Origin of the sequence: Variovorax sp. 22077 (assembly GCF_052044195.1) — a bacterium.
Taxonomy (GTDB): domain Bacteria; phylum Pseudomonadota; class Gammaproteobacteria; order Burkholderiales; family Burkholderiaceae_C; genus Variovorax; species Variovorax atrisoli.
The window spans coordinates 38,036-64,099 of sequence record NZ_JBQEQC010000008.1; the positions used below are offsets into that span (position 1 = coordinate 38,036).

Consider the following 26,064-nt stretch of genomic DNA (forward strand, 5'->3'; position numbering starts at 1 on the left):
TAAGCCGATCAAGCGATCAGTCGATCAGCTGCGTCTTGATCGCGTAGTAGGTCAGGTCGCTGTTGGTGGAGAGGTTCATCTTCTCCATCAGCCGCGTGCGGTAGGTGCTGATGGTCTTCACCGAGAGCGACAGCGCCTCGCCGATGGCGCCCACCGACTCTCCCTTGGCCAGCTTCAGGAAAACCTGGAACTCGCGCTCCGACAGGTGCTCGTGCGGCGGCGCGTTGTCTTTGCGCTCCAGCTGGCCCGCGAGCAGCTCGGCCACCGAGGGCGAGATGTAGCGGCGGCCCAGCGCGATGGTGCGGATGGCCTTGGCGATCTCCTCGGGATCGCATTCCTTGTTGAGGTAGCCCGAGGCGCCCTGGCGGATCAGGTTCACCGCGTAGTGTTCTTCGGGGTAGCCGCTGAGGATGAGAACGCCGAGGTCGGGCGCCTTGGCGCGCACCATGGCGAGCGCGTCGATGCCGCTCTGGCCGGGCATGGAAAGATCCATCACCAGCACGTCGATGTCGGTCGTGCGCACCAGGTCGATGGCCTCGCGGCCGCTGCCGGCCTCGCCGACCACGCGGAAATCGACGAAGGTGGAGAAGAACGACTTCAGGCCTGTGCGGACGACGGCGTGGTCGTCGACGATGCCGATCTTGATCATGGGATGAACCTCCTGCGATCTGATTGTTGGGGGCCGCTTGCGCGCGCGGTGGCAGGCAGCGGAAGGAGGGCGTCACGATGCCACATGCATTCGCGCAGCGGGGCCTCCCAAGGCGGGTCGGGCATTTGTCCTGCACGGGTTCGCAGAAACGTCTCGCAACGATGTAGGAGAGCAGGCGGGTGGCCACCCTGCCGGGTGGTGCCAGGGCTTGCCCGCTTCTCTGCATTTCTTGCCTGATCCTGTGGAGACGCGCCAGCCGCATGGATGCCGGGGCGAGCCGCGGGTAGAGTCCCGACGAGGTTTCGAAGCAAGCAAGATGTCACCCAGACAGAACACGGAGGACGCCGACGCCTCGGCACGGTGCAGGGCCCTGCAGTCGGCGATGGCGCGGATCATCGGCGCGCGCACGCCCGCGCCGGGCGACCACGAGACGCCCGTCGCGAACCTCAGCTTCTTCAGGCGCGAGGCGCCCGCGCCGCCCACGGTCTGCATGGTCGAGCCGAGCATCGTGCTGGTCGCGCAGGGCGCGAAGCGGATGTGGGTGGGCGGCCATGCCTATCCCTACGACACCTCGCGCTTCCTCGTCACCTCGCTGGACATGCCCGCCAACTCCGAGGTGATGACGGCGAGCCCGCGGCAGCCCTGCCTGGGCCTGATGCTCAAGCTCGACGTGCGCGTGCTGGCCGAGCTCATCGCGCAGGGCAACCTGCCGCCGCAGCGCGAGCGCCCGCTCGGCATCAGCGTGGGACTCGGCGACGCGACGCCGGCGCTGCTGGCGCCGCTCGCCCGGCTGGTGGAGCTGCTGGACGAACCCGAGGCCATTCCCGTGCTCGCGCCGATGATCCATCGCGAGATCCACTACCGGCTGCTGATGAGCGACCAGGCTGCGAAGCTGCGGCAGATCGCCTCGGTCGACGGGCAGGGCCACCGCATCGCCAGGGCCATCGACTGGCTGAGGCTGAACTACGCGACCGCCGTGCGCATCGACGAGCTCGCGGCCCGCGTGCAGATGAGTGCGCCGACCTTCCACCACCACTTCCGCCAGCTGACCGCGATGAGCCCGCTGCAGTACCAGAAGTGGCTGCGGCTGAACGAGGCGAGGCGGCTGATGCTCAACGAGCACTTCGACGCAGCGAGCGCCGCCTTCGAGGTGGGCTACGAAAGCCCCTCGCAGTTCAGCCGCGAGTACAGCCGCCTGTTCGGCGCCCCGCCCCGGCGGGACATCGAGGTCATGCGCACAGCTGCGCGCGCGAACGGGCATGCGGGTGCGGGTGCGGGTGCGGAAGGCGGGGGCGCGGCCGAAGCCCGCCGCGCCTGAGGCCTCATCGGATCAGGCAAGAAACGAAGAGGATCGCGCTATCGATCCCCGCGCGGCTCCAGAAGAATGGGAATCGAGCGGCTCGTTCCCTCCGCGCGCTGCAAGGGTGAGAACCTGAGAACCATTTTCGCAAGCCGCGAGCCCCGGTGCGCCGAAGAAGCCGCGAGCAGGGGACAACAGCCGCCGTTTTCCTACCGACGCCGCCCATCGCCCGGGATATGAGCGGTATTGGCCATCCCCACGAACCTCGAACAGCAGGAGCTGACATGGACAGTCCCACGACCCCAATGATCTCGCGGCGCGACGCCCTCATCGTCGGCGCCGCAACCGCCGCGGCGGTTTCCGCGTCCAACGCGACGCCCGCATCGGCGCAGCCCGCGCCCGCGTCCCCAACTGCCGCCAGCGCGGCGGGCGGCTTTCGCACGAAGCTGTCGCTGAACGTCAACGGCACGGCGCGCGCGCTCGACGTGGACACGCGTACCACCCTGCTCGACGCGCTGCGCGAGCACCTGCAGCTGACGGGCACCAAGAAAGGCTGCGATCACGGCCAGTGCGGCGCCTGCACGGTCATCGTCGACGGCAGGCGGATCAACTCCTGCCTGACGCTCGCCGTGATGCACGAGGGTGCGCAGGTCACGACCATCGAAGGGCTCGGCACGCCGCAGAACATGCATCCGATGCAGGCCGCCTTCGTCAGGCACGACGGCTACCAGTGCGGCTACTGCACGCCGGGGCAGATCTGCTCGGCGGTGGCGGTGATCGACGAGGTCAAACGCGGCATCCCGAGCCACGTGAGCGCCGACCTCACGGCCCGGCCGATCCTCTCGGCCGAGGAACTGCGCGAGCGCATGAGCGGCAACATCTGCCGCTGCGGCGCCTACTCCAACATCGTCGAGGCCATCACCGAGGTGGCGGGGAGCAAGGCATGAAGGCTTTCACCTACGAGCGCGCCGCGACCCCGGCGCAGGCCGCGTCCGCCGTCGCGGGCAGGCCCGGCGCGAAGTTCATCGCTGGCGGCACCAACCTGCTGGACCTCATGAAGCTGCAGATCGAGGCGCCGGTGCACCTGGTCGACGTGAACGGCCTGGCGCTGGACCGCATCGAGCCGACGCCCGAGGGCGGCCTGCGCATCGGCGCGCTGGTGCGCAACACCGACCTGGCGGCCGACGAGCGCGTGCGCCGCGACTACGGCGTGCTCTCCCGCGCGCTGCTGGCCGGCGCATCGGGCCAGCTGCGCAACAAGGCGACCACCGCGGGCAACCTGCTGCAGCGCACGCGCTGCCCCTACTTCTACGACACCGACCAGCCCTGCAACAAGCGCCGCCCCGGCAGCGGCTGCAGCGCCATCGGCGGCGTGACGCGGCAGCTCGCGGTGATCGGCGGCAGCAAATCCTGCATCGCCACCAACCCCAGCGACATGGCCGTGGCGATGCGCGTGCTGGACGCCTCGGTCGAGACCGTGCGGCCCGACGGGCGCACCCGCGTGATCCCGATCGCCGACTTCCACCGCCTGCCCGGCGACACGCCCCACATCGAGACGGCGCTGGAGCGCGACGAGCTCATCACCGGCGTGACCCTGCCGAAGCCGGTCGGCGGCACGCACGTCTACCGCAAGGTGCGCGACCGCGCCTCCTACGCCTTCGCGCTGGTGTCCGTCGCGGCCATCGTGCAGCGCGACGGGTCCGGCCGGGTGGCGCTCGGCGGCGTCGCGCACAAGCCGTGGCGCATGGAGGCTGCCGAATCCGCCATGCCGCAGGGCGCGAAGGCCGTGACCGCGCGGCTGCTCGCCGACGCGCAACCCACCCACGAGAACGCGTTCAAGCTGCAGCTCGCCGAGCGCACGCTGGCCGCTGCCATCACGCAAGCGAGGAGCTGACCATGAGATTCGACACCCCCGCCACGACCAACCCCATCGACCAGCTGAAGATCATCGGCAGGCCCACGGACCGCATCGACGGCCCGATGAAGACCACCGGCACCGCGCGCTATGCCTACGAGCGCAACACCGAGATGCCCGGCGCAGCCTACGGCTACGTGGTGGGCGCAGGCATCGCGAAGGGCCGCATCGCGTCGATGGACCTGGCCGCCGCCCGGGCGGCGCCGGGCGTGCTGGCCATCGTCACCGCGCGCAATGCGGGCAAGCTCGCCAAGGGCGACTTCAATACGGCAAAGCTCCTGGGCGGCCCTGAGATCGACCACTACCACCAGGCGGTGGCGCTGGTCGTGGCCGAGACCTTCGAGCAGGCGCGCGCGGCGGCGCAGCTGCTGCGCATCGAGTACGAACGCACGTCCGGCCGCTTCGACCTGGCCGCCGAGAAGGACGCGGCGCAGATGCCCGCAGCCACCCCCTTCTCTGGCGAGCCGCAGACCAGGACGGGCGATTTCGCCAGCGCTTACGCGGCCGCCCCCGTGCAGCTCGACGCGACCTACACCACGCCCGACGAGTCGCACGCGATGATGGAGCCGCACGCCTCCATCGCGCAGTGGCAGGGCGACAAGCTCACCATCTGGACCTCGAACCAGATGATCGCCTGGGGCGCCGGCGACGTCGCCAAGACGCTCGGCATCCCGAAGGCGAACGTGCGGCTGATCTCGCCCTTCATCGGCGGCGGCTTCGGCGGCAAGCTTTTCGTGCGGGCCGACGCGCTGCTCGCGGCACTGGGGGCGCGCGCAGCCCGGCGCCCGGTGAAGGTGGCGCTGCCGCGGCCGCTGATAGCGAACAACACCACGCACCGGCCCGCGACCATCCAGCGCATCCGCCTGGCCGCGGGCAGGAACGGCAGGCTCACCGCCATCGCCCACGAAGGCTGGTCGGGCGACCTGCCGGGCGGCCAGCCGGAGACCGCCGTGAACCAGACCCGGCTGCTGTACGCCGGCGCGAACCGCCTCACGACCACGCGCCTGGCCGTGCTCGATCTGCCCGAGGGCAACGCGATGCGCGCGCCCGGCGAGGCGCCCGGCATGATGGCGCTGGAGATCGCCATGGACGAGATGGCCGAGAAGCTGGGCATCGATCCGGTCGAGTTCCGCGTGCTCAACGACACGCAGGTCGATCCCGAGAAACCGCAGCGCCCCTACTCCCAGCGCAGGCTGATCGAATGCCTGCGCACCGGCGCCGAGCGCTTCGGCTGGAACAGGCGCAACCCGGCGCCGGGGCAGCAGCGCGACGGCCGCTGGCTCGTCGGCATGGGCGTGGCGGCCGCGTTCCGCAACAACCTGGTCACGAAGTCGGGCGCGCGCGTACGCCTGGACAACCGCGGCATGGTCACGGTGGAGACCGACATGACGGACATCGGCACCGGGACCTACACCATCATCGCGCAGACCGCTGCCGAGACCATGGGCGTGCCGCTCGACAAGGTGCTGGTGCGCCTGGGCGACTCGGCGCACCCGGTCTCGGCCGGCTCCGGCGGGCAATGGGGCGCCAACAGCTCGACCTCGGGCGTCTTCGCCGCATGCATGAAGCTGCGCGAAGCGGTCGCCTCCAGGCTGGGCCTTCCGGCGGCCGAGGCGGAGTTCGCGGACGGCATGGTGCGCGCCGGCTCGCGCGCGGTGCCGCTGGCCGAAGCGGCCGGCGCGCAGGGGCTGGTGGTGGAGGACAGCATCGAATTCGGCGACCTCGACAAGAAGTACCAGCAGTCGACCTTCGGCGCGCATTTCGTGGAAGTCGGCGTCGACGCGGCCACCGGCGAGATCCGCGTGCGGCGCATGCTCGCGGTGTGCGCCGCGGGGCGCATCCTGAACCCGAAGTCCGCGCGCAGCCAGGTGATCGGCGCGATGACGATGGGCGTGGGCGGCGCGCTGATGGAGGAGCTCGCGCTCGACAAGCGGCACGGCTTCTTCGTCAACCACGACCTGGCGGGCTACGAGGTGCCGGTGCACGCGGACATTCCGCACCAGGACGTCGTCTTCCTCGACGAGACCGACCCGATCTCCTCGCCGATGAAGGCCAAGGGCGTCGGCGAGCTCGGCATGTGCGGCGTCGCTGCGGCGGTGGCGAATGCCGTCTACAACGCGACGGGCGTGCGGGTGCGCGACTACCCGATCACGCTCGACAAGCTGCTGGACCGGCTACCGCCGGTGGCCTGAAACCCGCGGGAAAGCAGGAGGCGGCGGCGGGTAAGCCCGGTGCCGCGAGTCCGTCTCGCTTGATACGATTTTTTCCGGAACGCCCGCTCCAAGGGCGTCGGAGACAAGATGGACTCGAGCATTTCCAGCAGCGCCGCCCATGGCGCGCATGGCGCGGGTGTGGCCCTGTACCGCGCCATGGTGCGGATACGGGCCTTCGAGAACGCGGCGGAGACCGCCAGCCAGGGCGGCGTGAGCGCGTACGGCCAGCAGGCGGCGGGGGCCGCCAAGGTCCGCGGGCCGCTGCACCTGTCGACCGGGCAGGAGGCGGTGCCGGCCGGCGTCTGCGCCCACCTGCGCCCCGCCGACTACCTCACCTCCACCCACCGCGGCCATGGCCACACGCTGGCCAAGGGCGCCGACCTCGCGCGGATGATGTGCGAGCTGTTCGGCAAGGCCACCGGCTTCAACGGCGGCAAGGGCGGCTCGATGCACATCGCGGATTTCTCGGTCGGCATGCTGGGCGCCAACGGCGTGGTGGCGGCGGGGCTGCCGATCGCGGTGGGCGCGGCGCACGCGCAGAAGCTTCTGAAGAAGAGCGACGACATCACCGTCTGCTTCTTCGGCGACGGCGCGATCAACCGCGGGCCTTTCCTTGAAGCGCTGAACTGGGCGCGCGTGTATGAGCTGCCGGTGCTCTTCGTCTGCGAGGACAACCGCTGGAGCGCGACCACCGCGAGCGGCCCGATGACGGCCGGCGAAGGCGCCTCCGCGCGCGCCGAGTCGCTCGGCATCGCGTCCACGCAGGTCGACGGCAACGACGTGTTCGCGGTGCACGCTGCCGCCGCGAAGCTGGTGGCCGAGGTGCGCACCGGCGGCGGGCCGCGCCTGCTGCATGCGCTGACCTATCGCGTGAAGGGGCATGTATCGGTCGACGTGGCGGCGTACCGCGATCCGGCCGAGCTGGCCGCTGCGCTCGAGACCGATCCGATCGCCCGGGCGCGCGGCCATCTGCTTTCGGCCGGCGTCGCCGCCGCGACGCTCGACGCCATCGAGAACGCCGCGCGCGACGAGGTCGACACCGCCCTCGCGGTCGCCGACGCGGCCCCGTGGCCCGAGCCGGCCGCCGCCTTCACCGACGTGCAGACCGTCGGGGAGGGCCAGTGGCGATGAAGCACGAACTGAGCTATTCGGAAGCCGCCCTGCTCGCCCTGCAGCGCGAGATGGAAGCCGATCCGCGCGTGGTGGTGCTCGGCGAGGACGTGGGCCGCGGCGGCATCTTCGGCCAGTACAAGGGACTGCAGCAGCGCTTCGGCGAAGGTCGCGTGATCGACACGCCGATCAGCGAGGCGGCGATCATGGGCGCCGGCGTGGGCATGGCGCTCGCGGGGCTGCGGCCGGTGGTCGAGATGCGCGTAGTCGACTTCGCGCTGTGCGGCATGGACGAGCTGGTGAACCAGGCCGCCAAGAACCGCTTCATGTTCGGCGGCCAGGGCCGCGTGCCGCTGGTGGCGCGCATGCCCGGCGGCATCTGGGACGCCTCGGCGGCGCAGCATTCGCAGTCGCTCGAAGCCTGGTTCGCGCACCTGCCGGGCGTGGTGGTGGTGTGCCCCTCGACGCCGCAGGACAACCACGGGCTGCTGCGCTCCGCCCTGCAGTGCGGCGACCCGGTGGTCTACATCGAGCACAAGACGCTGTGGGGCGCGCGCGGCGAGGTCGACGAAGGCATCGCCGTGCCGCTGGGCAAGGCGGCGCGCGTGCGCGAGGGTGATGCGCTCACGCTGGTGAGCTGGAGCCGGCAGATGCAGGCCTGCTCGGCGGCCTGCGACGCGCTGGCGGCCGAAGGTATCGCGGCGGACCTGATCGACCTGCGCACGCTGTGGCCGTGGGACCGCGAGACGGTGCTGTCGTCGTGCGCGCGCACCGGCCGGCTGCTGGTGGTGCACGAGGCGGTGCAGGCGGCGGGCTTCGGCGCGGAGATCGCGGCGAGTGCAGCGGAGGCCACCGGCTGCCGCGTGGCGCGGCTGGGCGCGCCGCGCATTCCGGTGGGCTATGCGCCGGTGCTGGAGGCGCAGTCACGCGTCGGCACGGAAGCGATCGTGGCCGCGGCGAAGAAGCTGGTGGGCTGAAGGCAGGCCGCCTCGCCGGAAGCGATGGACCCGCTCTTCTTCAAGCTGGTGCGGGTCGTGAATCTCACGGCGCGGCCTTTCCATGAACGCGTGGGCCGCGAGCACCGGCTCACGCTCAACGAATGGCGCACGATGGCCGTACTCGCCGCGCAGCCCGGGCTCAACGCCACGCAGGTCGCCGACCAGACCGGCCTCGACAAGATGGCAGTGAGCCGCGCGCTGGCCGGCCTGCGGCGCCACAGGCGCGTACAGCGCCACGACGACCCGACCGACCGGCGCAGCAGCCGCCTCTATCTCACCGCCGCAGGCAAGGCGCTGCACGAAACGGTGGGCGCGCTCGGCCGAGAGCGCGAAGTCGCACTGTTCGGCGGCATCGGTGCGGTCGAACTGGCGCAGCTCGACACCACCCTCGACAAGCTCATCGAGGCAGTGCAGCGCGGCACACCCTGACCGCTCCACAAGCAGGCCACGGCCCATAAGCGACACGAAGCGCGCGCAGCCTGGGGGCGAACCGAGTCAAGCCGCGAAGCCGCCGTCGATGTTGAGGCTCGCGCCGGTCACGAAGCCCGCTTCGGGGCTGGCCAGGTAGCCGACCATGCCGGCGATTTCTTCCGGACGGGCGTGGCGGGCCAGCGCCATCAGGCCGTGCATCGAGGCGGCGTTGGGGCCGTCGACGGGGTTCATGTCGGTGTTGACCGGGCCGGGCTGCACGTTGTTGACCGTGATGCCGCGCGGGCCGAGGTCGCGCGACAGGCCCTGCACCAGGCCGACCAGCGCCGACTTGCTCATCGCGTAGGCGCTGCCTCCGGGCCAGGGCATGCGCTCGGCATTCGTGCTGCCGATGTTGATGATGCGGCCGCCCTCGCCCATGTGGCGCGAGGCCGCCTTGGCGGCGACGAAGACGGCGCGCACGTTGATGGCCAGCGTCTTGTCGAAGTCCTCGAGCGAGAAATCGTCGAGGGTGCCGCCGAGGAACACGCCGGCGTTGTTCACGAGGATGTCGATCCTGCCGAAGGTGCGGGCGGCTTCGTCGATGCCGGCGGTCAGGGCCGCGGCGTCGGCGCTGTCGATCTTCAGCGCCAGGGCGCGACCGCCTTCCGACTGGATGCTGCGCACCAGTTCCTCGGCCGGTGCGGCCGAGGCGGCGTAGCTGAAGGCCACGGCGGCGCCGTCGTGTGCCAGGCGGCGCACGATGGCCGCGCCGATGCCGCGCGAGCCGCCGGTGACGAAGGCGACCTTGCCGGCCAGGATGGGGGAAGAAGACGAGGAGGAGGAAGAAGCGGTGCTGGAGGCCATGATTTTTTCCTGTGCAATGGTGGAAGAAGAAGGCCTCAGTTTGGGCGCTTCATTCCTTCTCCGGTAGCCGTCAATCCAGTCAATCAGATTCAACCAATGGTTGAAGATGGGCGCCACAATGCGGCCATGGAACCGCTGAATCACCTCGAATCCTTCGTGCAGAGCGCCGAGGGCGGCAGCTTCTCCGAGGCCGCACGGCGCCTGGGCCTGACGCCGGCGGCCGTCAGCAAGAACGTGGCGCGGCTGGAGGCGCGGCTGGGCCTGCGGCTGTTCCAGCGCAGCACGCGCAGCCTGAAGCTGACCGAGGGCGGGGAGCGCTTCCTCGCGCAGATCGGCGGCGCGCTGGCCACGCTGCGCGAGGCGGTGGCCGGCGTCGACACCGACGACGGCCAGCCCTCGGGCACGCTGAAGGTGAGCATGGGCCAGGCGTTCGGGCGCGAGCACGTGCTGCCGATGATGGGCGGGTTCCTCGCGCGCTACCCGGCCATCGTGCCCGACTGGCACTTCGACAACCAGCAGGTCGACCTGGTGGGCGAAGGCTTCGACGCGGCCATCGGCGGCGGCATCGAACTGCCGGCCGGACTGGTGGCGCGCGAGCTGGCGCGCATCCACGTGGTGGCGGTGGCCTCGCCCGCATACATGGAGGGGCGCAAGCCGCCCCGGCATCCGTCGGACCTGGCGGCGCTCGACACGCTGATGCGCCGCTCGTCGCCAACGGGGCGCGTGCGCGGCTGGACGCTGCGGCGCGTGCGCGGCGCAGGCGGAGGCACAGGCGAAGGCGAGGTCAGCGTCGAGCTGCCGCGGCCGCGCGCCATCTTCAACGACCCCGAGGCGATCGCGCATGCCGCGCTGATGGGGCTGGGCGCGGCGATGCTGCCGCTGCCCTTCGTGGAGCGCGGGCTGCGCAGCGGCGAGCTGATGCGCCTGCTGCCCGACTGGTACCAGGATGCGGGGGCGGTGTGGCTCTACTACCCGAGCAAGAAGCTGCTTCCGCCGAAGACGCGGGTGTTCATCGATTTCGTGCTGGAGCGCTTCCGCGAGGAGCGCTTCGCGCAGCGGATGCAGGTGGCCTGAAGCGCCGCGGCCCGCGCGCTGCCAACTCCCTCGCGCAGCCACGGGGTTTTCACCCGCGACGGCGGAGGCGCGCGCCTGTACAAACGCGCGCATGACCCATCAGACCTTTCTCTCACTGAATCGCCGCACCGCGCTGGCCGCATCCGCCGCCGCCGCGCTGACCCTCATCGCCGCTCCCTCGTGGGCCCAGGGCACCTGGCCGACCAAGCCGGTGCGCATCGTCGTGCCCTTCGCGGCCGGCGGCACCACCGACATCCTGGCGCGCGCCATCGCGCCCGAACTCTCGAAGGCCTTCGGCCAGCAGTTCATCGTGGACAACCGCGCGGGCGCCGGCGGCAACGTGGGCGCCGAGATCGTGGCGCGCGCGCCGAACGACGGCTACACGCTGCTGATGGGCACGGTGGGCACGCACGGCATCAACCGCGCGCTGTACCCCAAGCTGCCCTTCGACCCGATCAAGGACTTCGCGCCGATCACCCTGGTGGCCGCCGTGCCGAACGTGATGGAGATGAACGCCGACAAGGCGAAGTCGCTGAACATCCACAACGTGCAGGACTTCATCAAGTACGCCAAGGCCAACCCCGGCAAGCTGAACATGGCCTCCAGCGGCAGCGGCACCTCGATCCACCTGGCGGGCGAGCTGTTCAAGAGCATGACGGGCACCTTCATGGCCCACATCCCGTACAAGGGCTCGGGCCCGGCGCTGCTGGACATGGTGGGCGGGAATGCCGACGTGATGTTCGACAACCTGCCCTCCTCGATGGCGCAGATCAAGGCCGGCAAGCTCACCGCGCTGGCGGTGACGAGCGCACAGCGTTCGCCGGCCCTGCCCGACATTCCGACGGTGGCGGAAGTGGGCGGCCCGACGCTCAAGGGCTACGAGGCAAGCTCGTGGTTCGGGCTGCTGGCGCCGGCGGGCACGTCACCGGAGATCGTGAACCGCATCCAGCAGGAAGTGGCCAAGGCGCTGGGCACGCCGGCCATGAAGGAGAAGATGCTCGCGCAGGGCGCGATCCCGAGCGGGAACTCGCCTGCGGACTTCACGAAGCTCATTGCGAGCGAGCATGTGAAGTGGGCGAAGGTGGTCAAGGACTCCGGAGCAAAAGTCGACTGACCCCCAGGCTGCGCGCACTTCGTGTCGCTTCGCCAACCCCCTTGCAGGGGGCAACACCGACGGACCGGCAGAGCCGGGTCCGTGGTGTTTCACGAAAGGGCCGGGGGCGGCTGATCTTTGGTGATCAGGTCTTCCAGGTCACGTCCTTCTTTTCGGCCAGCGAGTCCTTGAGCATGTGCAGCAGCGGGATCGCGCGCTGATGCAGGCCGACGTGCTGCTTCTCGGCCTCGTTGGCGTGGCCTTCGACGGCGTAGTCGTCGTTGTTGTGGGAGTTGGAGGCCTCGCGTGCCAGGGCGGCCTCGAGGGCCGAGATGGCGCCGGGGATCTGCTCGACGGTGATGATGCCCTGCGGGGCAGCGGACTTGCCGACGATCTCGAGCAACTGGCGCGCATGCACTTCGAGCATCACGAAATCGGGCGCGGCCCGGGACTGGAATCGATAGAGCATGGTGTTCTCACTCACTTGTTGTAGATGTAGTCACGCGCAAAAGGGTACACCGATTGAGCGCCGCGAAGGACGCCGTGTTCGACCTTGCCGTCGGGCTTGGTGGAAAGCATCTGGTGCAGCGAGATCCAGCCCTGCTCGAAGCTCATGGCGGAGCCCGCGAGGTAGAGGCGGTAGGCGCGCAGGATGCGTTCCGCGTTTTCCTTCTGGCGGCCTCCGCTTCGCTGCAGCACTTCCCGCGCCGTGTCGAGCTGCGACTCCAGCGCGTCCGACCAGGCCCAGAGCGTGCGCGCGTAGTGCGGCCGCAGGCTTTCGGTATCGACCATCTCCAGGCCGGCCGCGGCCGTCTCGCGCAGCACGTGCGTCACGTGCAGCAGCTCGCCACCCGGGAAGATGTACTTCTCGATGAAGTCGCCCATGCCGGCGCCGAGCTGCCGGTAGTTGAGCTCGCCGGAGGTGATGCCGTGGTTCATCACCAGGCCGCCGGGCTTCAGCAGCGCATGGATCTTGCGGAAGTAGGTCGGCATGTTGGCCGCACCCACGTGCTCGAACATGCCGACGGAGGAAATCTTGTCGAAGGGCCTGTCGGTGGGCACTTCGCGGTAGTCGCGCAGCTCGACGCGCACCCGGCCCTGTAGCCCTTTCTCCTCGATGAGCCGCTGCACGTGCGCATGCTGGTTCTTCGACAGCGTGATGCCGGTGGCGTCCACGCCGTAGTGCTCTGCGGCCCACAGCAGCAGGGCGCCCCAGCCGGAGCCGATGTCGAGGTAGCGCTCGCCCGGCTGCAGCATCAGCTTGCGGCAGATGTGGTCGAGCTTGGCTTCCTGCGCCTGTGCCAGCGTGAGGTCGGGCGTGCGGAAGTAGGCGCATGAATACACGCGGCGCGGGTCGAGCCACAGCGCGTAGAAGTCGTCGGAGACGTCGTAGTGGAACTCGATCTGCGCCGCGTCCTTGCGCAGCGAGTGCGAGCCGTGCGACTTGGCCCGGCGCTGCAGGCGGCTCCACCAGCCGGTGTCGGTCTCCGCCGGGTTGCCGGGGAGCATGCCGACCGTGGCGTCGATCAGGTCGCGCATGGCGCCTTCGATCTGCACCTTGCCCTCGACGTAGGCCTCGCCGATGGCGCCCACCTGCCGTGCCGCCAGCTTGGCCAGCACCGTCCATTCCTTGAAGGCCAGGGTGACGCGGGCTCCGGCCTGTGCGACGCGCCGGCCATCGGGCAGCTCGAGCGCGATAGGGACAGGCAGCGACGCCAGCTGCGACTCGATCTTGGGTATCAAGTGTTGCATGGCAGCCATGGTATTGATTTTTCCAAGCTTTTGCATGACTTCCCGTGTCGGCGCAAGCCGCGATCTGAGGCGGCTTCGGGCCTGCGCGAACCCGGATTGACAATGGATTGTTTATGTCTAAACTATTTAGCCATGAACAGCCTCGACCCGTCCAAGTCCGCTCCCGCCTCGGACCTCCAACGCATCCTGTGCATCGGCGGCGGGCCGGCAGGCCTGTACTTCGCCCTGCTGATGAAGGCGCGCAACCCGGCGCTGCAGATCACCGTGGTGGAACGCAACCGTCCCTTCGACACCTTCGGCTGGGGCGTGGTGCTGAGCGACCAGACACTGGCCAACCTGCGCGCGGCCGATGCGCCGACCGCGGCACTCATCGGCAACGAGTTCCACCACTGGGACGACATCCAGGTCTTCTTCAAGGGCCGCCAGGTGCGCTCGGGCGGCCACGGCTTCTGCGGCATCGGCCGCAAGCGACTGCTCAACATCCTGCAGGAGCGCTGCCTCGAGCTGGGCGTCGAGCTGGTGTTCGAGACCGACGTCTCCGACGACCAGGCGATGGCCGCCAAGTACAAGGCCGACCTGGTGATCGCCAGCGACGGCCTCAACAGCCGCATCCGCCAGCGCTACGCCGACGTGTTCAGGCCCGACATCGACCTGCGCAACTGCCGCTTCGTGTGGCTGGGCACGCACCAGACCTTCGACGCCTTCACCTTCGCCTTCGAGCAGACCGAGCACGGCTGGTTTCAGGCGCATGCCTACCAGTTCGACGACAAGACCTCGACCTTCATCGTCGAGACGCCCGAGGCCGTCTGGAAGGCCCACGGCCTCGACCAGATGGAGCAGCCCGAGGCCATCGCCTTCTGCGAGAAGCTCTTCGCCAGGTACCTCGGCGGCCATTCGCTCATCAGCAACGCCACGCACCTGCGCGGCTCGGCCAACTGGATCCGCTTTCCGCGCGTGGTGTGCGAGCGCTGGACGCATCGCATCGACGTCGAGGGCCGCAGCGTGCCCGTGGTGCTGATGGGCGATGCGGCACACACGGCGCACTTCTCGATCGGCTCGGGCACCAAGCTGGCGCTGGAAGACGCGATCGACCTGGCCAACGAGTTCGCACAGGGCGGCACGGTCGACCACGTGCTCGAAGGCTACGAGGCGCGCCGCAGCGTCGAGGTGCTGAAGATCCAGAATGCCGCGCGCAACTCCACGGAGTGGTTCGAGAACGTGCCGCGCTACACGGGCATGCAGATCGAGCAGTTCGCATACTCGCTGCTCACCCGCTCGCAGCGCATCAGCCACGAGAACCTGCGCCTGCGCGACACGCAGTGGCTCAGCGGCTACGAGCAGTGGCTCGCAGGCGGCAAGGCGATGCCGCCGATGCTCATGCCGCTGAAGGTGCGCGGGCTCACGCTGAAGAACCGCATCCTGGTGTCGCCCATGGCCACCTACAGCGCGGTCGACGGCGTGCCGCAAGACTTCCTGCTGGTGCACCTGGGCGCGCGCGCCCTCGGCGGTGCCGCCATGGTGTTCGTCGAAATGACGAGCCCGACGCCCGAAGGCCGCATCACGCCCGGCTGCACGGGCCTCTACAACGACGCGCAGCAGGCCGCCTTCAAGCGCATCGTCGACTTCGTGCACACGCAGTCGAGCGCCAAGATCGCGATGCAGCTCGGCCACAGCGGACCCAAGGGCTCGACCCGCGTGGGCTGGGAAGGCACCGACGAGCCGCTCGAAAGCGGCAACTGGCCGCTGCTGGGCGCGAGCGCGCTGCCCTACGGCGAACAGAACCAGCTACCCGCCGCCATCACCCGCGCCGAGATGGACACGCTGCGCGACCAGTTCGTCGACTCGACCCGCCGCGCCGCCGAGTGCGGCTTCGACTGGCTCGAGCTGCACTGCGCGCACGGCTACCTGCTGTCGGCCTTCATCAGCCCGCTCACCAACCTGCGCACCGACGAATACGGTGGCGACATCGAGGCGCGCTGCCGCTACCCCCTAGAAGTGTTCCGCGCCATGCGCGCCGCATGGCCCGCCGACAGGCCGATGAGCGTGCGCATCTCGGCGCACGACTGGGCGCCCGGCGGCAACACCGATGCCGACGCCATCGTGGTCGCGCGCCTGTTCAAGGAGGCCGGCGCCGACTTCATCGACGTGTCTTCCGGCCAGACCACGCGCGCCGCGAAACCGGTGTACGGCCGCATGTACCAGACGCCGTTCTCCGACCGCATCCGCAACGAGGTCGGCATCTCGACCATCGCGGTGGGCGCCATCACCGATGCCGACCAGGCCAACAGCATCATCGCGGCCGGCCGCGCCGACCTGTGCGCCATCGCGCGCCCGCATCTTGCCGACCCTGCCTGGACCCTGCACGAAGCCGCCAAGCTGCAGAGCCGCGACATCGAATGGCCGCGGCAGTACCTGAGCGGGCGCGACCAGATGTACCGCGAGATCGCCAAGCAGCAGCAGCTCGCGGCCGCCGCCAATGCGGCGATGGCCGCGCAGAACAGCGAGGAGACGCACTGACATGGACCTCGAAGCGCGCGCGCACAGCGAACATCCCGAGGCGCTGCGGCTGTGGCTTCGGCTGCTCACCTGCACCCAGCTGATCGAGAAGCAGGTTCGCAACGAACTGCGCTCGCAGTTCGCCACCACGCTGCCGCGCTTCGACCTGATGTCGCAGCTCGAGCGCTCGCCCGAGGGCCTCAAGATGAACGAGCTCTCGCGCCGCATGATGGTGACAGGCGGCAACGTGACCGGCATCACCGACCAGCTCGTGTCCGAAGGGCTGGTCGAGCGCATCAACGTGGAGGGCGACCGCCGCGCGTGGCGCGTGCGCCTCACGCCGCGCGGGCGCAAGCTCTTCAATGAAATGGCGCAGCAGCACGAGGACTGGATCGTCGAGGCCTTCGCGGGCCTCAGCGCCAAGGAGATCGCGCAACTGCACAAGCTGCTGGGCAAGGTCAAGCAGCACTCGCACAACCAACTACTGATGGCGGAGACCGAATGAAGCACTACATCGGCGCGGGCAATCCCATGCGCGCGCAATTCGAACCCAAGGCGGCCTACAAGGCGGAGCACTTCGCATGGAGCTTCGACGCCGGCGTGGGCACCATCACGCTGAACCGGCCCGATCGCAAGAACCCGCTGACCTTCGACTCGTACAGCGAGCTGCGCGACCTGTTCCGCGCGCTGGTCTACGCCACCGACGTGAAGGCGATCGTCGTGACCGGCGCTGGCGGCAATTTCTGCTCCGGCGGCGACGTGCACGAGATCATCGGCCCGCTGACCGGCATGCGCATGCCCGAGCTGCTGGAGTTCACGCGCATGACGGGCGATCTGGTGAAGGCGATGCGCGCCTGCCCGCAGCCCATCGTCGGCGCGATCGACGGCGTGTGCGCAGGTGCCGGCGCGATGATCGCGCTGGCCTGCGACCTGCGCTACGGCTCGCCCGCCACGCGCACCGCTTTCCTGTTCACTCGCGTGGGCCTCGCCGGCGCGGACATGGGCGCGTGCGCGCTGCTGCCGCGCGTGATCGGCCAGGGCCGCGCGTCGGAGCTGCTCTTCACCGGCCGCGCGATGACGGCGCAGGAAGGCCATTCGTGGGGTTTCTTCAACGCACTGCACGAAAGCGATGCGCTGCTCGAGGCTGCCACCAAGGTCGCGCGCGACCTCGCCGAAGGCCCGACCTTCGCGCACGGCATGACGAAGACGATGCTGTCGCAGGAATGGTCGATGACCATCGACCAGGCCATCGAAGCCGAAGCGCAGGCACAGGCCATCTGCATGCAGACCGAGGACTTCAAGCGCGCCTACGAAGCCTTCGCCGCCAAGCGCAAGCCGGTCTTCGGCGGGGACTGACGCGATGTTGACCAAGGCTCCCGCACCACCTTCGACGGCGCACCTTGCGCTGCCCTTCTTCGACGACGCACACCGCGCGCTGGCCGACGGCCTGCTGCCCTGGGCCGACGCGCAGCAGGTCGACGAGCATGACGACCGCGCGGCCTGCCGCGACTGGGTCCAGCGCCTCGGCGCCGGCGGCTGGCTGCGCTACTGCGTACCGGGCAGTTCCGGTGGCGCACTGGAGCGGCTCGACTCGCGCGCCCTGGTGCTGCTGCGCGAGACGCTCGCCTACCACTCGCCGCTGGCCGACTTCGCCTTCGCGATGCAGGGCCTGGGCAGCGGTGCGATCACGCTCGCAGGCACGCCGCAGCAACACGCCGACTACCTGACCGCCGTGGCCAAGGGCAGCAAGATCGCGGCCTTCGCGCTCAGCGAGCCCGAAGCCGGCTCCGACGTGGGCGCGATGGCGATGCGCGCCGAAGCGACCGCCGACGGCTGGAAGCTCGACGGTGAGAAGACCTGGATCAGCAACGGCGGCATCGCCGACTTCTACTGCGTGTTCGCGAAGACCGACCCGGCGGGCGGCACGCGCGGCATCACCGCCTTCATCGTCGATGCGAAGACGCCGGGCCTCGACACCTCCGCGCACATCGACGTGATGGCGCCGCACCCGCTGGCCACGCTGCGCTTCGAGAACTGCGTCGTGCCGCGCACCGCGCAGCTGGGTGAGCTCAACGGCGGCTTCAAGCTCGCGATGCGCACGCTCGACATATTCCGCGCCTCGGTGGCCGGGGCGGCGCTCGGCATGGGCCGGCGCGCGCTGGCGGAAGCGATCGCCCATTCGAAGAAGCGCCGCATGTTCGGCCAGACGCTGGCGGACTTCCAGCTCACGCAGGCGAAGCTCGGCGAGATGGCCGCGCTCATCGACGGTGCAGCGCTGCTCACCTACCGCGCCGCATGGATGCGCGACGACGCCGAGCGGCGCGGCGCACCGGCGGTGGGCGACGTGTCGGCCGCCGCGGCCATGGCCAAGATGTGCGCGACCGAAAACGCGAGCCGCGTGATCGACATGGCGCTGCAGATGCACGGCGGCCTCGGCGTGAAGGTTGGCACGAAGGTTGAAAGCCTCTACCGCGACATCCGCTCGCTGCGCATCTACGAGGGCGCGACGGAAGTTCAACAACTGATCATCGGCAAATCCGTTCTACGGGGATAAACACCGTGTCTGCCCAAGTCGACCGCTTCGTTCACGACCGCTTGCCGCCCGCGGCACAGCTGCCCGTCTTTCGCTACGAACTGCCCGAGCTGCAGTTGCCCGACCAGCTCAACCTGGTCGAGGAACTGCTCGACAAGGCTGCGGCGAAGGGCTTCGGCGACAAGCCGATGCTGCGCTCGCCGCAGGGCACGCTGACCTATGCGCAGGCGGCCGTCGAGGTCAATCGCATCGCGCAGGTGCTGGTCGAGGATCTCAAGCTGGTGCCGGGCAACCGCGTGCTGCTGCGCGGCGGCAATTCGGTGGCCATGGCCCTCGCATGGCTCGCAGTGGTGAAGGCCGGGCTGATCGCGGTGGCGACGATGCCGCTGCTGCGCGCCAAGGAGCTGGGCGACATCATCGAGAAGGCCCAGCCCGTGGCCGCACTGTGCGACGGGCGACTGCTCGAAGAGCTGGCGATCGCACAGCGGGAGCATCCGGTGCTCGCCACGGTGGTGGCATTCAACAAGACCGACGCCGACGACTCGCTGTCGGCGCGCGCAGCGAAGAAGAGCGGCGTGTTCCAGGCCTGCCCCACGGCGTCGGACGACATCGCGCTGCTGGCTTTCACCTCGGGCACCACAGGCAAACCGAAGGCCCCTGTCACCACGCATCGCGACGTGCTCGCGATGTGCCAGACCTGGCCACGCCACGTGCTGCGCGCGCGCAGCGACGACATCGTCGTGGGCTCGCCGCCGCTGGCCTTCACCTTCGGGCTCGGCGGACTGCTGGTGTTTCCGATGTGGGCCGGCGCCTCCGTCTACTTCCCCGATGCGCCGTTCACGCCCGAAGGGCTGGTGAAGCTCATCAACGAGGTCGGCGCGACCATCTGCTACACGGCGCCCACGTTCTATCGCCAGATGGCGCCGTTCGTGAGGCAGCACGGCATGCCCACTCTTCGCATCAGCGTGAGCGCCGGCGAAGCCCTGCCCGACGCCACGCGGCAGCTGTGGAAGGAGGCCTCCGGCATCGAGATGCTCGACGGCATCGGGGGCACCGAGGTCTTCCACATCTACATCTCGGCCGCGGGCGCCGACGTGCGCCGTGGCGCGGTCGGAAAGGTCGTGCCGGGCTTCACCGCGAAGGTGGTGGACAACCAGGGCAACGAAGTGCCGCGCGGAACGGTCGGCAAGCTCGCGCTGCAGGGGCCCGTGGGCTGCCGCTATCTCGACGATCCACGGCAGACCGACTACGTGAAGAACGGCTGGAACTATCCGGGCGATTCCTTCGTGCAGGACGACGACGGCTACTTCTTCTACCAGGCGCGCGCCGACGACATGATCATCACAGCCGGCTACAACGTCGGCGGTCCGGAGGTCGAGGACGCGCTGCTCAAGCACCCTGCGGTGGCCGAGTGCGGTGTGATCGGCAAGCCCGATCCGGAGCGCGGCATGATCGTGAAGGCGTTCTGCGTCCTCAAGCCGGGCAACGAAGGCAATGCCGCCCTCGTGAAGACACTGCAGGACCACGTGAAGGCGACCATCGCGCCGTTCAAATACCCGAGGGAGATCGAGTTCGTGCCGGCGCTGCCGCGCACCGAAACCGGCAAGCTCCAGCGATTCAAACTGAGACAACCCAACACAACGACATCATGATCAACAAACTCCTGCAACCCGAAGGCTGGCTGCCTCCCAAGGGCTATGCGAACGGCGTCGCCGCGCGCGGAACGATGCTGTTCATCGGCGGCCAGATCGGCTGGAATGCACAGCAGCAGTTCGAATCGGACGACTTCATCGACCAGTGCGGCCAGGCGCTGCGCAACATCGTTGAAGTGCTGCGCGCAGGCGGCGCCGGTCCCGAGCACATGGTCCGCATGACCTGGTACGTGACGGACCGCGACGAATACAGCCGGCGGCTGGGCGAACTCGGCCCGGTCTACCGCGAAGCGATGGGCCGCAACTTCCCGGCCATGACCTGCGTGCAGGTCGCGGCACTGGTGGAGCATCGGGCGAAGGTCGAGATCGAGGTGACTGCGGTCGTTCCGGACTGACCCTTATCGCCGGGCCAAAACAGGAATGCCCTCATTGCGAGGGCATTTCTTTTTGCGATTCCTTGTCCGATTCCTTTTGCCTTTGGCGGCAGCGGATCGGCAAAGAAAGAACGACAAAAGAGCGAAAAAGAAAAAGGCCCTTTGATTTCTCAAAGGGCCTTTCAATTTGGTTGCGCGAGCAAGATTTGAACTTGCGACCTTTGGGTTATGAGCCCAACGAGCTACCAGGCTGCTCCATCGCGCGGCAGACTTAGATTATAGCTTATTCAGCGGCGTTTTGCTCGGCTGCGTCTTCTTTAATTTCAGGACGATCAACCAGTTCGACGAGCGCCATGGGTGCATTGTCGCCAACGCGGAAACCCATCTTCAGGATGCGGGTGTAGCCGCCCGGACGCGTTGCGAAACGCGGGCCGAGGTCGCCGAAGAGCTTCACGACGCTGTCGCGGTTGCGCAGGCGGTCGAAGGCCAGGCGCTTGTTGGCGACGGTAGGCTTCTTGGCCAGGGTGATCATCGGCTCGATGACGCGGCGCAGTTCCTTGGCCTTGGGGACCGTGGTCTTGATGACTTCGTGCTCGATGAGCGAATTCATCATGTTCTGCAGCATCGCGAGGCGGTGCGAGCTGGTGCGGTTGAGTTTGCGGAGTCCGTGTCCGTGACGCATGGTGCTTTCCTTTACTTTATAAAAACAGGCAGCCGTGTCAGGTACTGCCCGGTGCACTGGCCCTTTTCAGGGGGCCTCTTTCCAAAATTCAAATAATCAACGCTTGTCGAGGCCGGCCGGCGGCCAGCTTTCGAGCTTCATGCCCAAGGTCAGGCCACGCGAGGCGAGCACTTCCTTGATTTCGTTGAGCGACTTGCGACCCAGGTTCGGGGTCTTGAGCAGTTCGTTCTCGGTGCGCTGGATCAGGTCACCGATGTAGTAGATGTTTTCGGCCTTCAGGCAGTTGGCCGAACGCACCGTCAGTTCGAGTTCGTCGACAGGGCGCAGCAGGATCGGATCGAACTGCTGTGCGCTGCGCGGAGCCGGAGCATCGAACGCAGCGAGTTCGCCGCCTTCGAGCTGCGCGAACACGGCGAGCTGCTCGACCAGGATTTTAGCCGATGCGCGCACAGCGTCTTCGGCGGTGATCGCACCGTTGGTCTCGATCTCGACCAGCAGCTTGTCCAGGTCGGTGCGCTGCTCCACGCGGGCGCTCTCGACGGTGTAGCTCACGCGCTTGACGGGCGAGAACGAAGCGTCGAGGACGATGCGGCCGATCGACTTGGTCGGCTCGTCCGCATAGCGGCGCATCGTGCCGGGCACGTAGCCGCGGCCCTTCTCGACCTTGATCTGCATGTCGAGCTTGCCGCCTTGCGACAGGTGGGCGATCACGTGGTCGGGGTTGACGATCTCGACGTCGTGCGGGGTCTGGATGTCGGATGCCAGCACCGGACCTTCGCCGTCCTTGCGCAGGCTCAGCGTGACTTCGTCGCGGTTGTGGAGCTTGAACACCACGCCCTTGAGATTCAGCAGGATGTTGACGACATCTTCCTGCACGCCGTCGATCGACGAGTACTCATGCAGAACGCCAGCGATCGTGACTTCGGTGGCCGAGTAGCCCACCATGGACGACAGCAGCACGCGACGCAGCGCGTTGCCGAGCGTGTGGCCATAGCCACGCTCGAAAGGCTCGAGCGTCACCTTGGCCTTGTTGGCGGCAAGTTGCTCGACCTGGATGGTCTTGGGTTTCAGCAGGGTGGTTTGCATGCAGACTTCCTCTCAATACCCCCGGCTCGTTACACCGGTAAGGCTGGTGAAGCACCTGAGCCGCGGCAAAGCGCGGAACAGGAACGTGAACAACAAAAACAATCTCCCGCCGGCGCGTGAAAGCGCAGGCGGGTAGAAAAAATCAACGCGAATACAGTTCGACGATCAGCGATTCGTTGATGTCGGCTGCGAATTCGTCGCGATCGGGCACCTTCTTGAACGTGCCTTCGGCCTTGTCGGCATTCACGTCGACCCATGCCGGAATACCGACTTGCTGGGCGAGTTGCAGTGCTTCGACAACGCGGGTCTGCTTCTTCGACTTCTCGCGCACGGCGATCACGTCGCCGGTCTTGACCAGGTACGACGGGATGTTGACCGACTGGCCGTTCACCGTGATCGCCTTGTGCGACACGAGCTGGCGCGCTTCGGCGCGGGTCGAGCCGAAGCCCATGCGGTAGACGACGTTGTCCAGGCGCGATTCGAGGATCGACAGCAGGTTGGCACCGGTGTTGCCACGGCGGCGATCGGCTTCTTCGAAGTAGCGGCGGAACTGCTTCTCGAGCACGCCGTACATGCGCTTGACCTTCTGCTTCTCGCGCAGCTGCAGACCGTAGTCGGAGGTGCGCTGACCCGAGGTGCGACCGTGTTGGCCGGGCTTGGAGTCGAACTTGGCCTTGTCCTGGATCGAACGGCGAGCGCTCTTCAGGAACAGGTCGGTGCCTTCACGGCGGGAAAGTTTGGCCTTGGGGCCGAGGTAACGTGCCACGATTTTTCCTTTGTGTCATCTGCCGCAGTTGCCTGCGGGAGCCAGCAGCGATTTGCCGATGGCGGTGGGCTTAGTAAAAAAACAAACGCGCAGCCGCTATTCAAAGCCGGCTGCGCCTTGCGGACTGACGATCAGATGCGGCGACGCTTCTGGGGACGGCAGCCGTTGTGCGGAACGGGCGTCACGTCGGCAATGGAATTGATCCGGATGCCGAGCGCAGCCAGTGCGCGCACCGACGATTCGCGACCGGGGCCGGGGCCCTTGATCTCGACGTCGAGGTTCTTGATGCCTTGTTCGACAGCAGCACGGCCGGCCACTTCGGAAGCGACCTGCGCAGCGAACGGCGTCGACTTGCGCGAGCCCTTGAAGCCCTGGCCACCCGACGAAGCCCACGACAGGGCGTTGCCCTGGCGATCGGTGATCGTGATGATGGTGTTGTTGAACGAAGCGTGCACGTGAGCGATACCGTCCGCGACGTTCTTGCGAACCTTCTTGCGAACGCGCTGAGCGGCGTTGTTTGCAGGTGCTTTAGCCATGCTGTTCTATCCTTATTTCTTCAGGGACTGCGCAGCCTTGCGCGGACCCTTGCGGGTGCGGGCGTTGGTGCGCGTGCGCTGGCCGCGCATCGGCAGGCCGCGACGATGACGGAAGCCGCGGTAGCAGCCGATGTCCATCAGGCGCTTGATGTTCATCGTCGTCTCGCGACGCAGGTCGCCTTCGATCGTGAACAGGGCGATCTGGTCGCGGATCTTCTCGAGATCGGCGTCGGTCAGATCCTTGATCTTCTTCGAATACTCGATGCCGCTCGCTTCGCAGATCTTGCGGGCGCGGGTGCGACCGATGCCGAAGATGGCGGTCAGGCCGATCTCAGCGTGCTTGTGCGGCGGGATGTTGATGCCAGCAATACGTGCCATGTGCGTCCTCTAATACTCTTCAATCAACCCTGGCGCTGCTTGTGGCGCGGGTCGGTGCAGATCACGCGCACCACACCCTTGCGGCGGATGACCTTGCAATTACGGCAGATGGTTTTGACCGAGGCCGAAACTCTCATTTCACTCTCCTAAAACTGTTTAACGTGGCGGTCTACCGCCCGGACTCAATACTGAAACACAGCCCTACGATGTCTTGAAGTTCGCCTTCTTCAGCAGCGATTCGTACTGCTGGGACATCATGTAGTTTTGCACCTGGGCCATGAAGTCCATCGTGACGACCACGATGATCAGCAGGGAGGTACCACCGAAGTAGAACGGCACGTTGTACTTCAGGATCAGGAACTCTGGCAGCAGGCAGACGAAGGTGATGTACACCGCGCCCGCCAGCGTCAGGCGAACCAGAATCTTGTCGATGTAGCGAGCGGTCTGGTCACCCGGGCGGATGCCAGGGATGAATGCCCCACTCTTCTTCAGGTTGTCGGCCGTTTCCTTGCTGTTGAACACGAGCGCCGTGTAGAAGAAGCAGAAGAAAACGATCGCAGCGGCATACAGCAGCACGTAGATCGGCTCGCCGGGACGCAGCGCGCTGGCGACATCCTTGATCCAGCGGAAGCCGCCGTCGCCGGTGCTGAACCAGCCGACCACCGTTGCCGGCAGCAGGATGATCGACGAGGCGAAGATCGGCGGGATCACACCGGCCATGTTCAGCTTCAGCGGCAGGTGCGACGACTGGCCGCCATACACCTTGTTGCCAACCTGGCGCCGCGCATAGTTCACGAGGATCTTGCGCTGGCCGCGTTCAACGAACACCACGAAGTAGGTGACCAGCACCACCACGGCGACGATGAAGAGCGCGACGATCACGTTCATGGCGCCGGTACGCACCAGCTCCAGCAGGCCGCCGATGGCGTTCGGCAGGCCGGCCGCGATACCCGCGAAGATCAGGATCGAGATGCCGTTGCCCAGGCCGCGTTCGGTGATCTGCTCGCCGAGCCACATCAGGAACATGGAGCCTGCCGTCAGGCTCACCATGGCGGTGATGCGGAAGCCGAAGCCGGGCGAAATCACCAGGCCGGCCGACGACTCGAGAGCCACCGCGATGCTGAACGACTGGAAGAGGGCCAGGCCCAGCGCGCCGTAGCGCGTGTACTGCGTGATCTTGCGGCGACCGGCCTCGCCTTCCTTCTTCAATTGCTCGAAGGTCGGAAGCACGTAGGTCATCAGCTGCATGATGATCGACGCCGAGATGTACGGCATGATCCCCAACGCGAACACAGTGAAGCGCGACAGCGCCCCGCCCGAGAACATGTTGAACAGGCTCAGAATGCCGCCCTGCTGGCCCTGGAACAGCGCAGCCAGCTGGTCCGGGTTGATACCCGGCACAGGGATGTGGGCGCCGATCCGGTAGACCACGAGCGCGAGCAGCAAGAAGACGAGCCGGCGACGGAGGTCACCGAACTTGCCTGTCTTTGCGATCGTTGCCGCGTTAGTTGCCACGAAGAACTTCTTTCAGTCCGATGATGATCAGGCGATGCTGCCGCCGGCGGCTTCGATGGCAGCCTTGGCGCCAGCCGTTGCGCCCACGCCCGTCAGCTTGACGGCCTTGGTGAGCTCACCGGTCTTCACGACCTTGACGACCTTGGCGAGCTGGCCCACGAGGCCGGCTTGCTTCAGCGCCAGGATGTCCACTTCGGCCAGGCCGAGCTGCTCGAGAGCGGTCAGCGTGACTTCGGCGTTGAACTTCAGCAGGTGCGACTTGAAACCACGCTTCGGCAGGCGACGCTGCAGCGGCATTTGACCGCCTTCGAAGCCGACCTTGTGGAAACCGCCTGCGCGCGACTTCTGGCCCTTGTGGCCGCGACCCGAGGTCTTGCCCAGGCCGGAACCGATACCGCGGCCGACACGGCGCTTGGCGTGCTTGGCGCCATCCGCCGGCTTGATGCCATTGAGTTCCATATCAGTCTCTCTTACAGGACTTTGACCAGATAACTGATCTTGTTGATCATGCCGCGCACCGCGGGCGTGTCTTGCAGCTCGCTCACGCTGTTGAGCTTGCGCAGGCCGAGGCCGCGCACGGTCGCGCGATGCGATTCCTTGGTGCCGATCGGGCTCTTGACCAGTTGCACCTTGAGGGTCTGTTGTTGCGTCATTTGAATGCTTCCTT

At 67.6% G+C, this 26,064-nt stretch carries 28 protein-coding genes and 1 tRNA gene; 15 read left to right on the plus strand and 14 right to left on the minus strand.

The genetic code is table 11. The annotated features are described in order from the left end of the window. Positions 1–16: 16 nt before the first annotated feature. Positions 17–649, minus strand: a complete 633-nt coding sequence (locus ACTJLF_RS13500; RefSeq protein ID WP_019654054.1) for a response regulator — start codon at positions 647–649, stop codon at positions 17–19. Positions 650–1,031: 382 nt separating this feature from the next. On the opposite strand from ACTJLF_RS13500, the gene ACTJLF_RS13505 reads away from it, so the two are divergent. From ACTJLF_RS13505 to ACTJLF_RS13535, 7 genes are all read left to right on the plus strand, one after another. Further along, positions 1,032–1,967, plus strand: coding sequence for an AraC family transcriptional regulator N-terminal domain-containing protein (locus ACTJLF_RS13505; RefSeq protein WP_440883323.1), 936 nt, complete (start codon positions 1,032–1,034; stop codon positions 1,965–1,967). A gap of 266 nt (positions 1,968–2,233) precedes the next feature. Continuing rightward, the gene (gene paoA, locus ACTJLF_RS13510; RefSeq protein ID WP_184606161.1) at positions 2,234–2,896 is read left to right on the plus strand and encodes an aldehyde dehydrogenase iron-sulfur subunit PaoA; all 663 of its coding nucleotides are present in this window, start codon (positions 2,234–2,236) and stop codon (positions 2,894–2,896) included. Then, entirely contained in the window at positions 2,893–3,843 is a 951-nt protein-coding gene (locus ACTJLF_RS13515; RefSeq protein WP_354423896.1) for an FAD binding domain-containing protein, read from the plus strand. The genes paoA and ACTJLF_RS13515 overlap by 4 nt, the downstream gene beginning before the upstream one ends. A gap of 2 nt (positions 3,844–3,845) precedes the next feature. Further along, the gene (gene paoC / locus ACTJLF_RS13520; protein ID WP_440883250.1) at positions 3,846–6,056 is read left to right on the plus strand and encodes an aldehyde oxidoreductase molybdenum-binding subunit PaoC; all 2,211 of its coding nucleotides are present in this window, start codon (positions 3,846–3,848) and stop codon (positions 6,054–6,056) included. Positions 6,057–6,164: 108 nt separating this feature from the next. Next, positions 6,165–7,208 (plus strand): thiamine pyrophosphate-dependent dehydrogenase E1 component subunit alpha, encoded by a 1,044-nt coding sequence (locus ACTJLF_RS13525; RefSeq protein WP_132754229.1) that lies wholly within the window; start codon positions 6,165–6,167, stop codon positions 7,206–7,208. Then, entirely contained in the window at positions 7,205–8,164 is a 960-nt protein-coding gene (locus ACTJLF_RS13530) for an alpha-ketoacid dehydrogenase subunit beta (RefSeq protein ID WP_126183785.1), read from the plus strand. Before ACTJLF_RS13525 ends, ACTJLF_RS13530 begins: the two co-directional genes overlap by 4 nt. 24 nt (positions 8,165–8,188) lie before the next feature. Then, complete coding sequence (locus ACTJLF_RS13535) at positions 8,189–8,614, plus strand: MarR family winged helix-turn-helix transcriptional regulator (RefSeq protein ID WP_126183784.1); 426 nt, start codon at positions 8,189–8,191, stop codon at positions 8,612–8,614. Between the two features lie 66 nt (positions 8,615–8,680). Here the strand turns inward: ACTJLF_RS13535 and ACTJLF_RS13540 are convergent, their stop codons facing one another. Further along, complete coding sequence (locus tag ACTJLF_RS13540; protein WP_184606157.1) at positions 8,681–9,460, minus strand: SDR family oxidoreductase; 780 nt, start codon at positions 9,458–9,460, stop codon at positions 8,681–8,683. A gap of 126 nt (positions 9,461–9,586) precedes the next feature. Here ACTJLF_RS13540 and ACTJLF_RS13545 point away from each other — a divergent pair, with 126 nt between their 5' ends. Next, positions 9,587–10,534, plus strand: coding sequence for a LysR family transcriptional regulator (locus ACTJLF_RS13545; RefSeq protein ID WP_132801518.1), 948 nt, complete (start codon positions 9,587–9,589; stop codon positions 10,532–10,534). 91 nt (positions 10,535–10,625) lie between these two features. Beyond that, on the plus strand, positions 10,626–11,648 hold the full coding sequence (locus tag ACTJLF_RS13550) for a Bug family tripartite tricarboxylate transporter substrate binding protein (protein ID WP_132801516.1): 1,023 nt from the start codon (positions 10,626–10,628) through the stop codon (positions 11,646–11,648). 124 nt (positions 11,649–11,772) lie between these two features. Here the strand turns inward: ACTJLF_RS13550 and ACTJLF_RS13555 are convergent, their stop codons facing one another. Together ACTJLF_RS13555 and ACTJLF_RS13560 are read right to left on the minus strand one after the other, a co-directional pair. After that, positions 11,773–12,096: a DUF1840 domain-containing protein gene (locus tag ACTJLF_RS13555; RefSeq protein WP_019654043.1), complete on the minus strand. Its 324-nt coding sequence runs from the start codon at positions 12,094–12,096 to the stop codon at positions 11,773–11,775. Between the two features lie 11 nt (positions 12,097–12,107). Next, positions 12,108–13,379, minus strand: coding sequence for an SAM-dependent methyltransferase (locus ACTJLF_RS13560; protein WP_026346321.1), 1,272 nt, complete (start codon positions 13,377–13,379; stop codon positions 12,108–12,110). 132 nt (positions 13,380–13,511) lie between these two features. Here ACTJLF_RS13560 and ACTJLF_RS13565 point away from each other — a divergent pair, with 132 nt between their 5' ends. From ACTJLF_RS13565 to ACTJLF_RS13590, 6 genes are read left to right on the plus strand one after another with little or no spacing between them, the layout of a single operon-like run. Next, a complete protein-coding gene (locus ACTJLF_RS13565) occupies positions 13,512–15,896 on the plus strand; it encodes a bifunctional salicylyl-CoA 5-hydroxylase/oxidoreductase (RefSeq protein ID WP_440883251.1) in 2,385 nt (794 codons plus the stop codon). Between the two features lies 1 nt (position 15,897). After that, positions 15,898–16,380: a MarR family winged helix-turn-helix transcriptional regulator gene (locus tag ACTJLF_RS13570; RefSeq protein ID WP_126183779.1), complete on the plus strand. Its 483-nt coding sequence runs from the start codon at positions 15,898–15,900 to the stop codon at positions 16,378–16,380. After that, a complete protein-coding gene (locus tag ACTJLF_RS13575) occupies positions 16,377–17,231 on the plus strand; it encodes an enoyl-CoA hydratase family protein (protein ID WP_145759635.1) in 855 nt (284 codons plus the stop codon). The genes ACTJLF_RS13570 and ACTJLF_RS13575 overlap by 4 nt, the downstream gene beginning before the upstream one ends. Positions 17,232–17,235: 4 nt before the next feature. Next, the gene (locus ACTJLF_RS13580) at positions 17,236–18,429 is read left to right on the plus strand and encodes an acyl-CoA dehydrogenase family protein (RefSeq protein ID WP_126183778.1); all 1,194 of its coding nucleotides are present in this window, start codon (positions 17,236–17,238) and stop codon (positions 18,427–18,429) included. A gap of 5 nt (positions 18,430–18,434) precedes the next feature. Then, the gene (locus tag ACTJLF_RS13585) at positions 18,435–20,060 is read left to right on the plus strand and encodes an AMP-binding protein (protein ID WP_440883252.1); all 1,626 of its coding nucleotides are present in this window, start codon (positions 18,435–18,437) and stop codon (positions 20,058–20,060) included. Further along, the gene (locus tag ACTJLF_RS13590; protein ID WP_019654036.1) at positions 20,057–20,455 is read left to right on the plus strand and encodes a RidA family protein; all 399 of its coding nucleotides are present in this window, start codon (positions 20,057–20,059) and stop codon (positions 20,453–20,455) included. The genes ACTJLF_RS13585 and ACTJLF_RS13590 overlap by 4 nt, the downstream gene beginning before the upstream one ends. A gap of 167 nt (positions 20,456–20,622) precedes the next feature. Here ACTJLF_RS13590 and ACTJLF_RS13595 read toward each other — a convergent pair. The 10 genes from ACTJLF_RS13595 to rpmD all read right to left on the minus strand — a co-directional run bounded on the left by ACTJLF_RS13595 (position 20,623) and on the right by rpmD (position 26,050). Beyond that, a tRNA-Met gene (locus ACTJLF_RS13595) sits at positions 20,623–20,699 on the minus strand. An 18-nt stretch (positions 20,700–20,717) separates the two neighbouring features. Beyond that, positions 20,718–21,116, minus strand: a complete 399-nt coding sequence (rplQ, locus tag ACTJLF_RS13600) for a 50S ribosomal protein L17 (protein ID WP_019653979.1) — start codon at positions 21,114–21,116, stop codon at positions 20,718–20,720. 96 nt (positions 21,117–21,212) lie between these two features. Next, positions 21,213–22,202: a DNA-directed RNA polymerase subunit alpha gene (locus ACTJLF_RS13605; protein ID WP_440883253.1), complete on the minus strand. Its 990-nt coding sequence runs from the start codon at positions 22,200–22,202 to the stop codon at positions 21,213–21,215. Positions 22,203–22,344: 142 nt separating this feature from the next. After that, on the minus strand, positions 22,345–22,968 hold the full coding sequence (gene rpsD / locus ACTJLF_RS13610) for a 30S ribosomal protein S4 (protein WP_019653978.1): 624 nt from the start codon (positions 22,966–22,968) through the stop codon (positions 22,345–22,347). A 131-nt stretch (positions 22,969–23,099) separates the two neighbouring features. Next, the gene (gene rpsK, locus ACTJLF_RS13615; RefSeq protein ID WP_009124825.1) at positions 23,100–23,504 is read right to left on the minus strand and encodes a 30S ribosomal protein S11; all 405 of its coding nucleotides are present in this window, start codon (positions 23,502–23,504) and stop codon (positions 23,100–23,102) included. 12 nt (positions 23,505–23,516) lie between these two features. Beyond that, a complete protein-coding gene (rpsM, locus tag ACTJLF_RS13620) occupies positions 23,517–23,882 on the minus strand; it encodes a 30S ribosomal protein S13 (RefSeq protein ID WP_019653977.1) in 366 nt (121 codons plus the stop codon). 23 nt (positions 23,883–23,905) lie between these two features. After that, a complete protein-coding gene (rpmJ, locus tag ACTJLF_RS13625; RefSeq protein ID WP_013544106.1) occupies positions 23,906–24,019 on the minus strand; it encodes a 50S ribosomal protein L36 in 114 nt (37 codons plus the stop codon). 64 nt (positions 24,020–24,083) lie between these two features. Then, on the minus strand, positions 24,084–25,397 hold the full coding sequence (gene secY, locus ACTJLF_RS13630; protein WP_019653976.1) for a preprotein translocase subunit SecY: 1,314 nt from the start codon (positions 25,395–25,397) through the stop codon (positions 24,084–24,086). A 27-nt stretch (positions 25,398–25,424) separates the two neighbouring features. Continuing rightward, positions 25,425–25,856, minus strand: coding sequence for a 50S ribosomal protein L15 (gene rplO, locus ACTJLF_RS13635; RefSeq protein ID WP_019653975.1), 432 nt, complete (start codon positions 25,854–25,856; stop codon positions 25,425–25,427). 11 nt (positions 25,857–25,867) lie between these two features. Then, positions 25,868–26,050, minus strand: a complete 183-nt coding sequence (rpmD, locus tag ACTJLF_RS13640) for a 50S ribosomal protein L30 (protein WP_019653974.1) — start codon at positions 26,048–26,050, stop codon at positions 25,868–25,870. Positions 26,051–26,064: the final 14 nt, after the last annotated feature.

What these genes read in the sequence shown, in the direction of transcription:
- ACTJLF_RS13500 (WP_019654054.1), bottom strand. Translation starts at nt 649, where the DNA reads ATGATCAAGATCGGCATCGTCGACGACCACGCCGTCGTCCGCACAGGC.
- ACTJLF_RS13505 (WP_440883323.1), top strand. Translation starts at nt 1,032, where the DNA reads ATGGCGCGGATCATCGGCGCGCGCACGCCCGCGCCGGGCGACCACGAG.
- paoA (WP_184606161.1), top strand. Translation starts at nt 2,234, where the DNA reads ATGGACAGTCCCACGACCCCAATGATCTCGCGGCGCGACGCCCTCATC.
- ACTJLF_RS13515 (WP_354423896.1), top strand. Translation starts at nt 2,893, where the DNA reads ATGAAGGCTTTCACCTACGAGCGCGCCGCGACCCCGGCGCAGGCCGCG.
- paoC (WP_440883250.1), top strand. Translation starts at nt 3,846, where the DNA reads ATGAGATTCGACACCCCCGCCACGACCAACCCCATCGACCAGCTGAAG.
- ACTJLF_RS13525 (WP_132754229.1), top strand. Translation starts at nt 6,165, where the DNA reads ATGGACTCGAGCATTTCCAGCAGCGCCGCCCATGGCGCGCATGGCGCG.
- ACTJLF_RS13530 (WP_126183785.1), top strand. Translation starts at nt 7,205, where the DNA reads ATGAAGCACGAACTGAGCTATTCGGAAGCCGCCCTGCTCGCCCTGCAG.
- ACTJLF_RS13535 (WP_126183784.1), top strand. Translation starts at nt 8,189, where the DNA reads ATGGACCCGCTCTTCTTCAAGCTGGTGCGGGTCGTGAATCTCACGGCG.
- ACTJLF_RS13540 (WP_184606157.1), bottom strand. Translation starts at nt 9,460, where the DNA reads ATGGCCTCCAGCACCGCTTCTTCCTCCTCCTCGTCTTCTTCCCCCATC.
- ACTJLF_RS13545 (WP_132801518.1), top strand. Translation starts at nt 9,587, where the DNA reads ATGGAACCGCTGAATCACCTCGAATCCTTCGTGCAGAGCGCCGAGGGC.
- ACTJLF_RS13550 (WP_132801516.1), top strand. Translation starts at nt 10,626, where the DNA reads ATGACCCATCAGACCTTTCTCTCACTGAATCGCCGCACCGCGCTGGCC.
- ACTJLF_RS13555 (WP_019654043.1), bottom strand. Translation starts at nt 12,096, where the DNA reads ATGCTCTATCGATTCCAGTCCCGGGCCGCGCCCGATTTCGTGATGCTC.
- ACTJLF_RS13560 (WP_026346321.1), bottom strand. Translation starts at nt 13,379, where the DNA reads ATGCAACACTTGATACCCAAGATCGAGTCGCAGCTGGCGTCGCTGCCT.
- ACTJLF_RS13565 (WP_440883251.1), top strand. Translation starts at nt 13,512, where the DNA reads ATGAACAGCCTCGACCCGTCCAAGTCCGCTCCCGCCTCGGACCTCCAA.
- ACTJLF_RS13570 (WP_126183779.1), top strand. Translation starts at nt 15,898, where the DNA reads ATGGACCTCGAAGCGCGCGCGCACAGCGAACATCCCGAGGCGCTGCGG.
- ACTJLF_RS13575 (WP_145759635.1), top strand. Translation starts at nt 16,377, where the DNA reads ATGAAGCACTACATCGGCGCGGGCAATCCCATGCGCGCGCAATTCGAA.
- ACTJLF_RS13580 (WP_126183778.1), top strand. Translation starts at nt 17,236, where the DNA reads ATGTTGACCAAGGCTCCCGCACCACCTTCGACGGCGCACCTTGCGCTG.
- ACTJLF_RS13590 (WP_019654036.1), top strand. Translation starts at nt 20,057, where the DNA reads ATGATCAACAAACTCCTGCAACCCGAAGGCTGGCTGCCTCCCAAGGGC.
- rplQ (WP_019653979.1), bottom strand. Translation starts at nt 21,116, where the DNA reads ATGCGTCACGGACACGGACTCCGCAAACTCAACCGCACCAGCTCGCAC.
- ACTJLF_RS13605 (WP_440883253.1), bottom strand. Translation starts at nt 22,202, where the DNA reads ATGCAAACCACCCTGCTGAAACCCAAGACCATCCAGGTCGAGCAACTT.
- rpsK (WP_009124825.1), bottom strand. Translation starts at nt 23,504, where the DNA reads ATGGCTAAAGCACCTGCAAACAACGCCGCTCAGCGCGTTCGCAAGAAG.
- rpsM (WP_019653977.1), bottom strand. Translation starts at nt 23,882, where the DNA reads ATGGCACGTATTGCTGGCATCAACATCCCGCCGCACAAGCACGCTGAG.
- rpmJ (WP_013544106.1), bottom strand. Translation starts at nt 24,019, where the DNA reads ATGAGAGTTTCGGCCTCGGTCAAAACCATCTGCCGTAATTGCAAGGTC.
- rplO (WP_019653975.1), bottom strand. Translation starts at nt 25,856, where the DNA reads ATGGAACTCAATGGCATCAAGCCGGCGGATGGCGCCAAGCACGCCAAG.
- rpmD (WP_019653974.1), bottom strand. Translation starts at nt 26,050, where the DNA reads ATGACGCAACAACAGACCCTCAAGGTGCAACTGGTCAAGAGCCCGATC.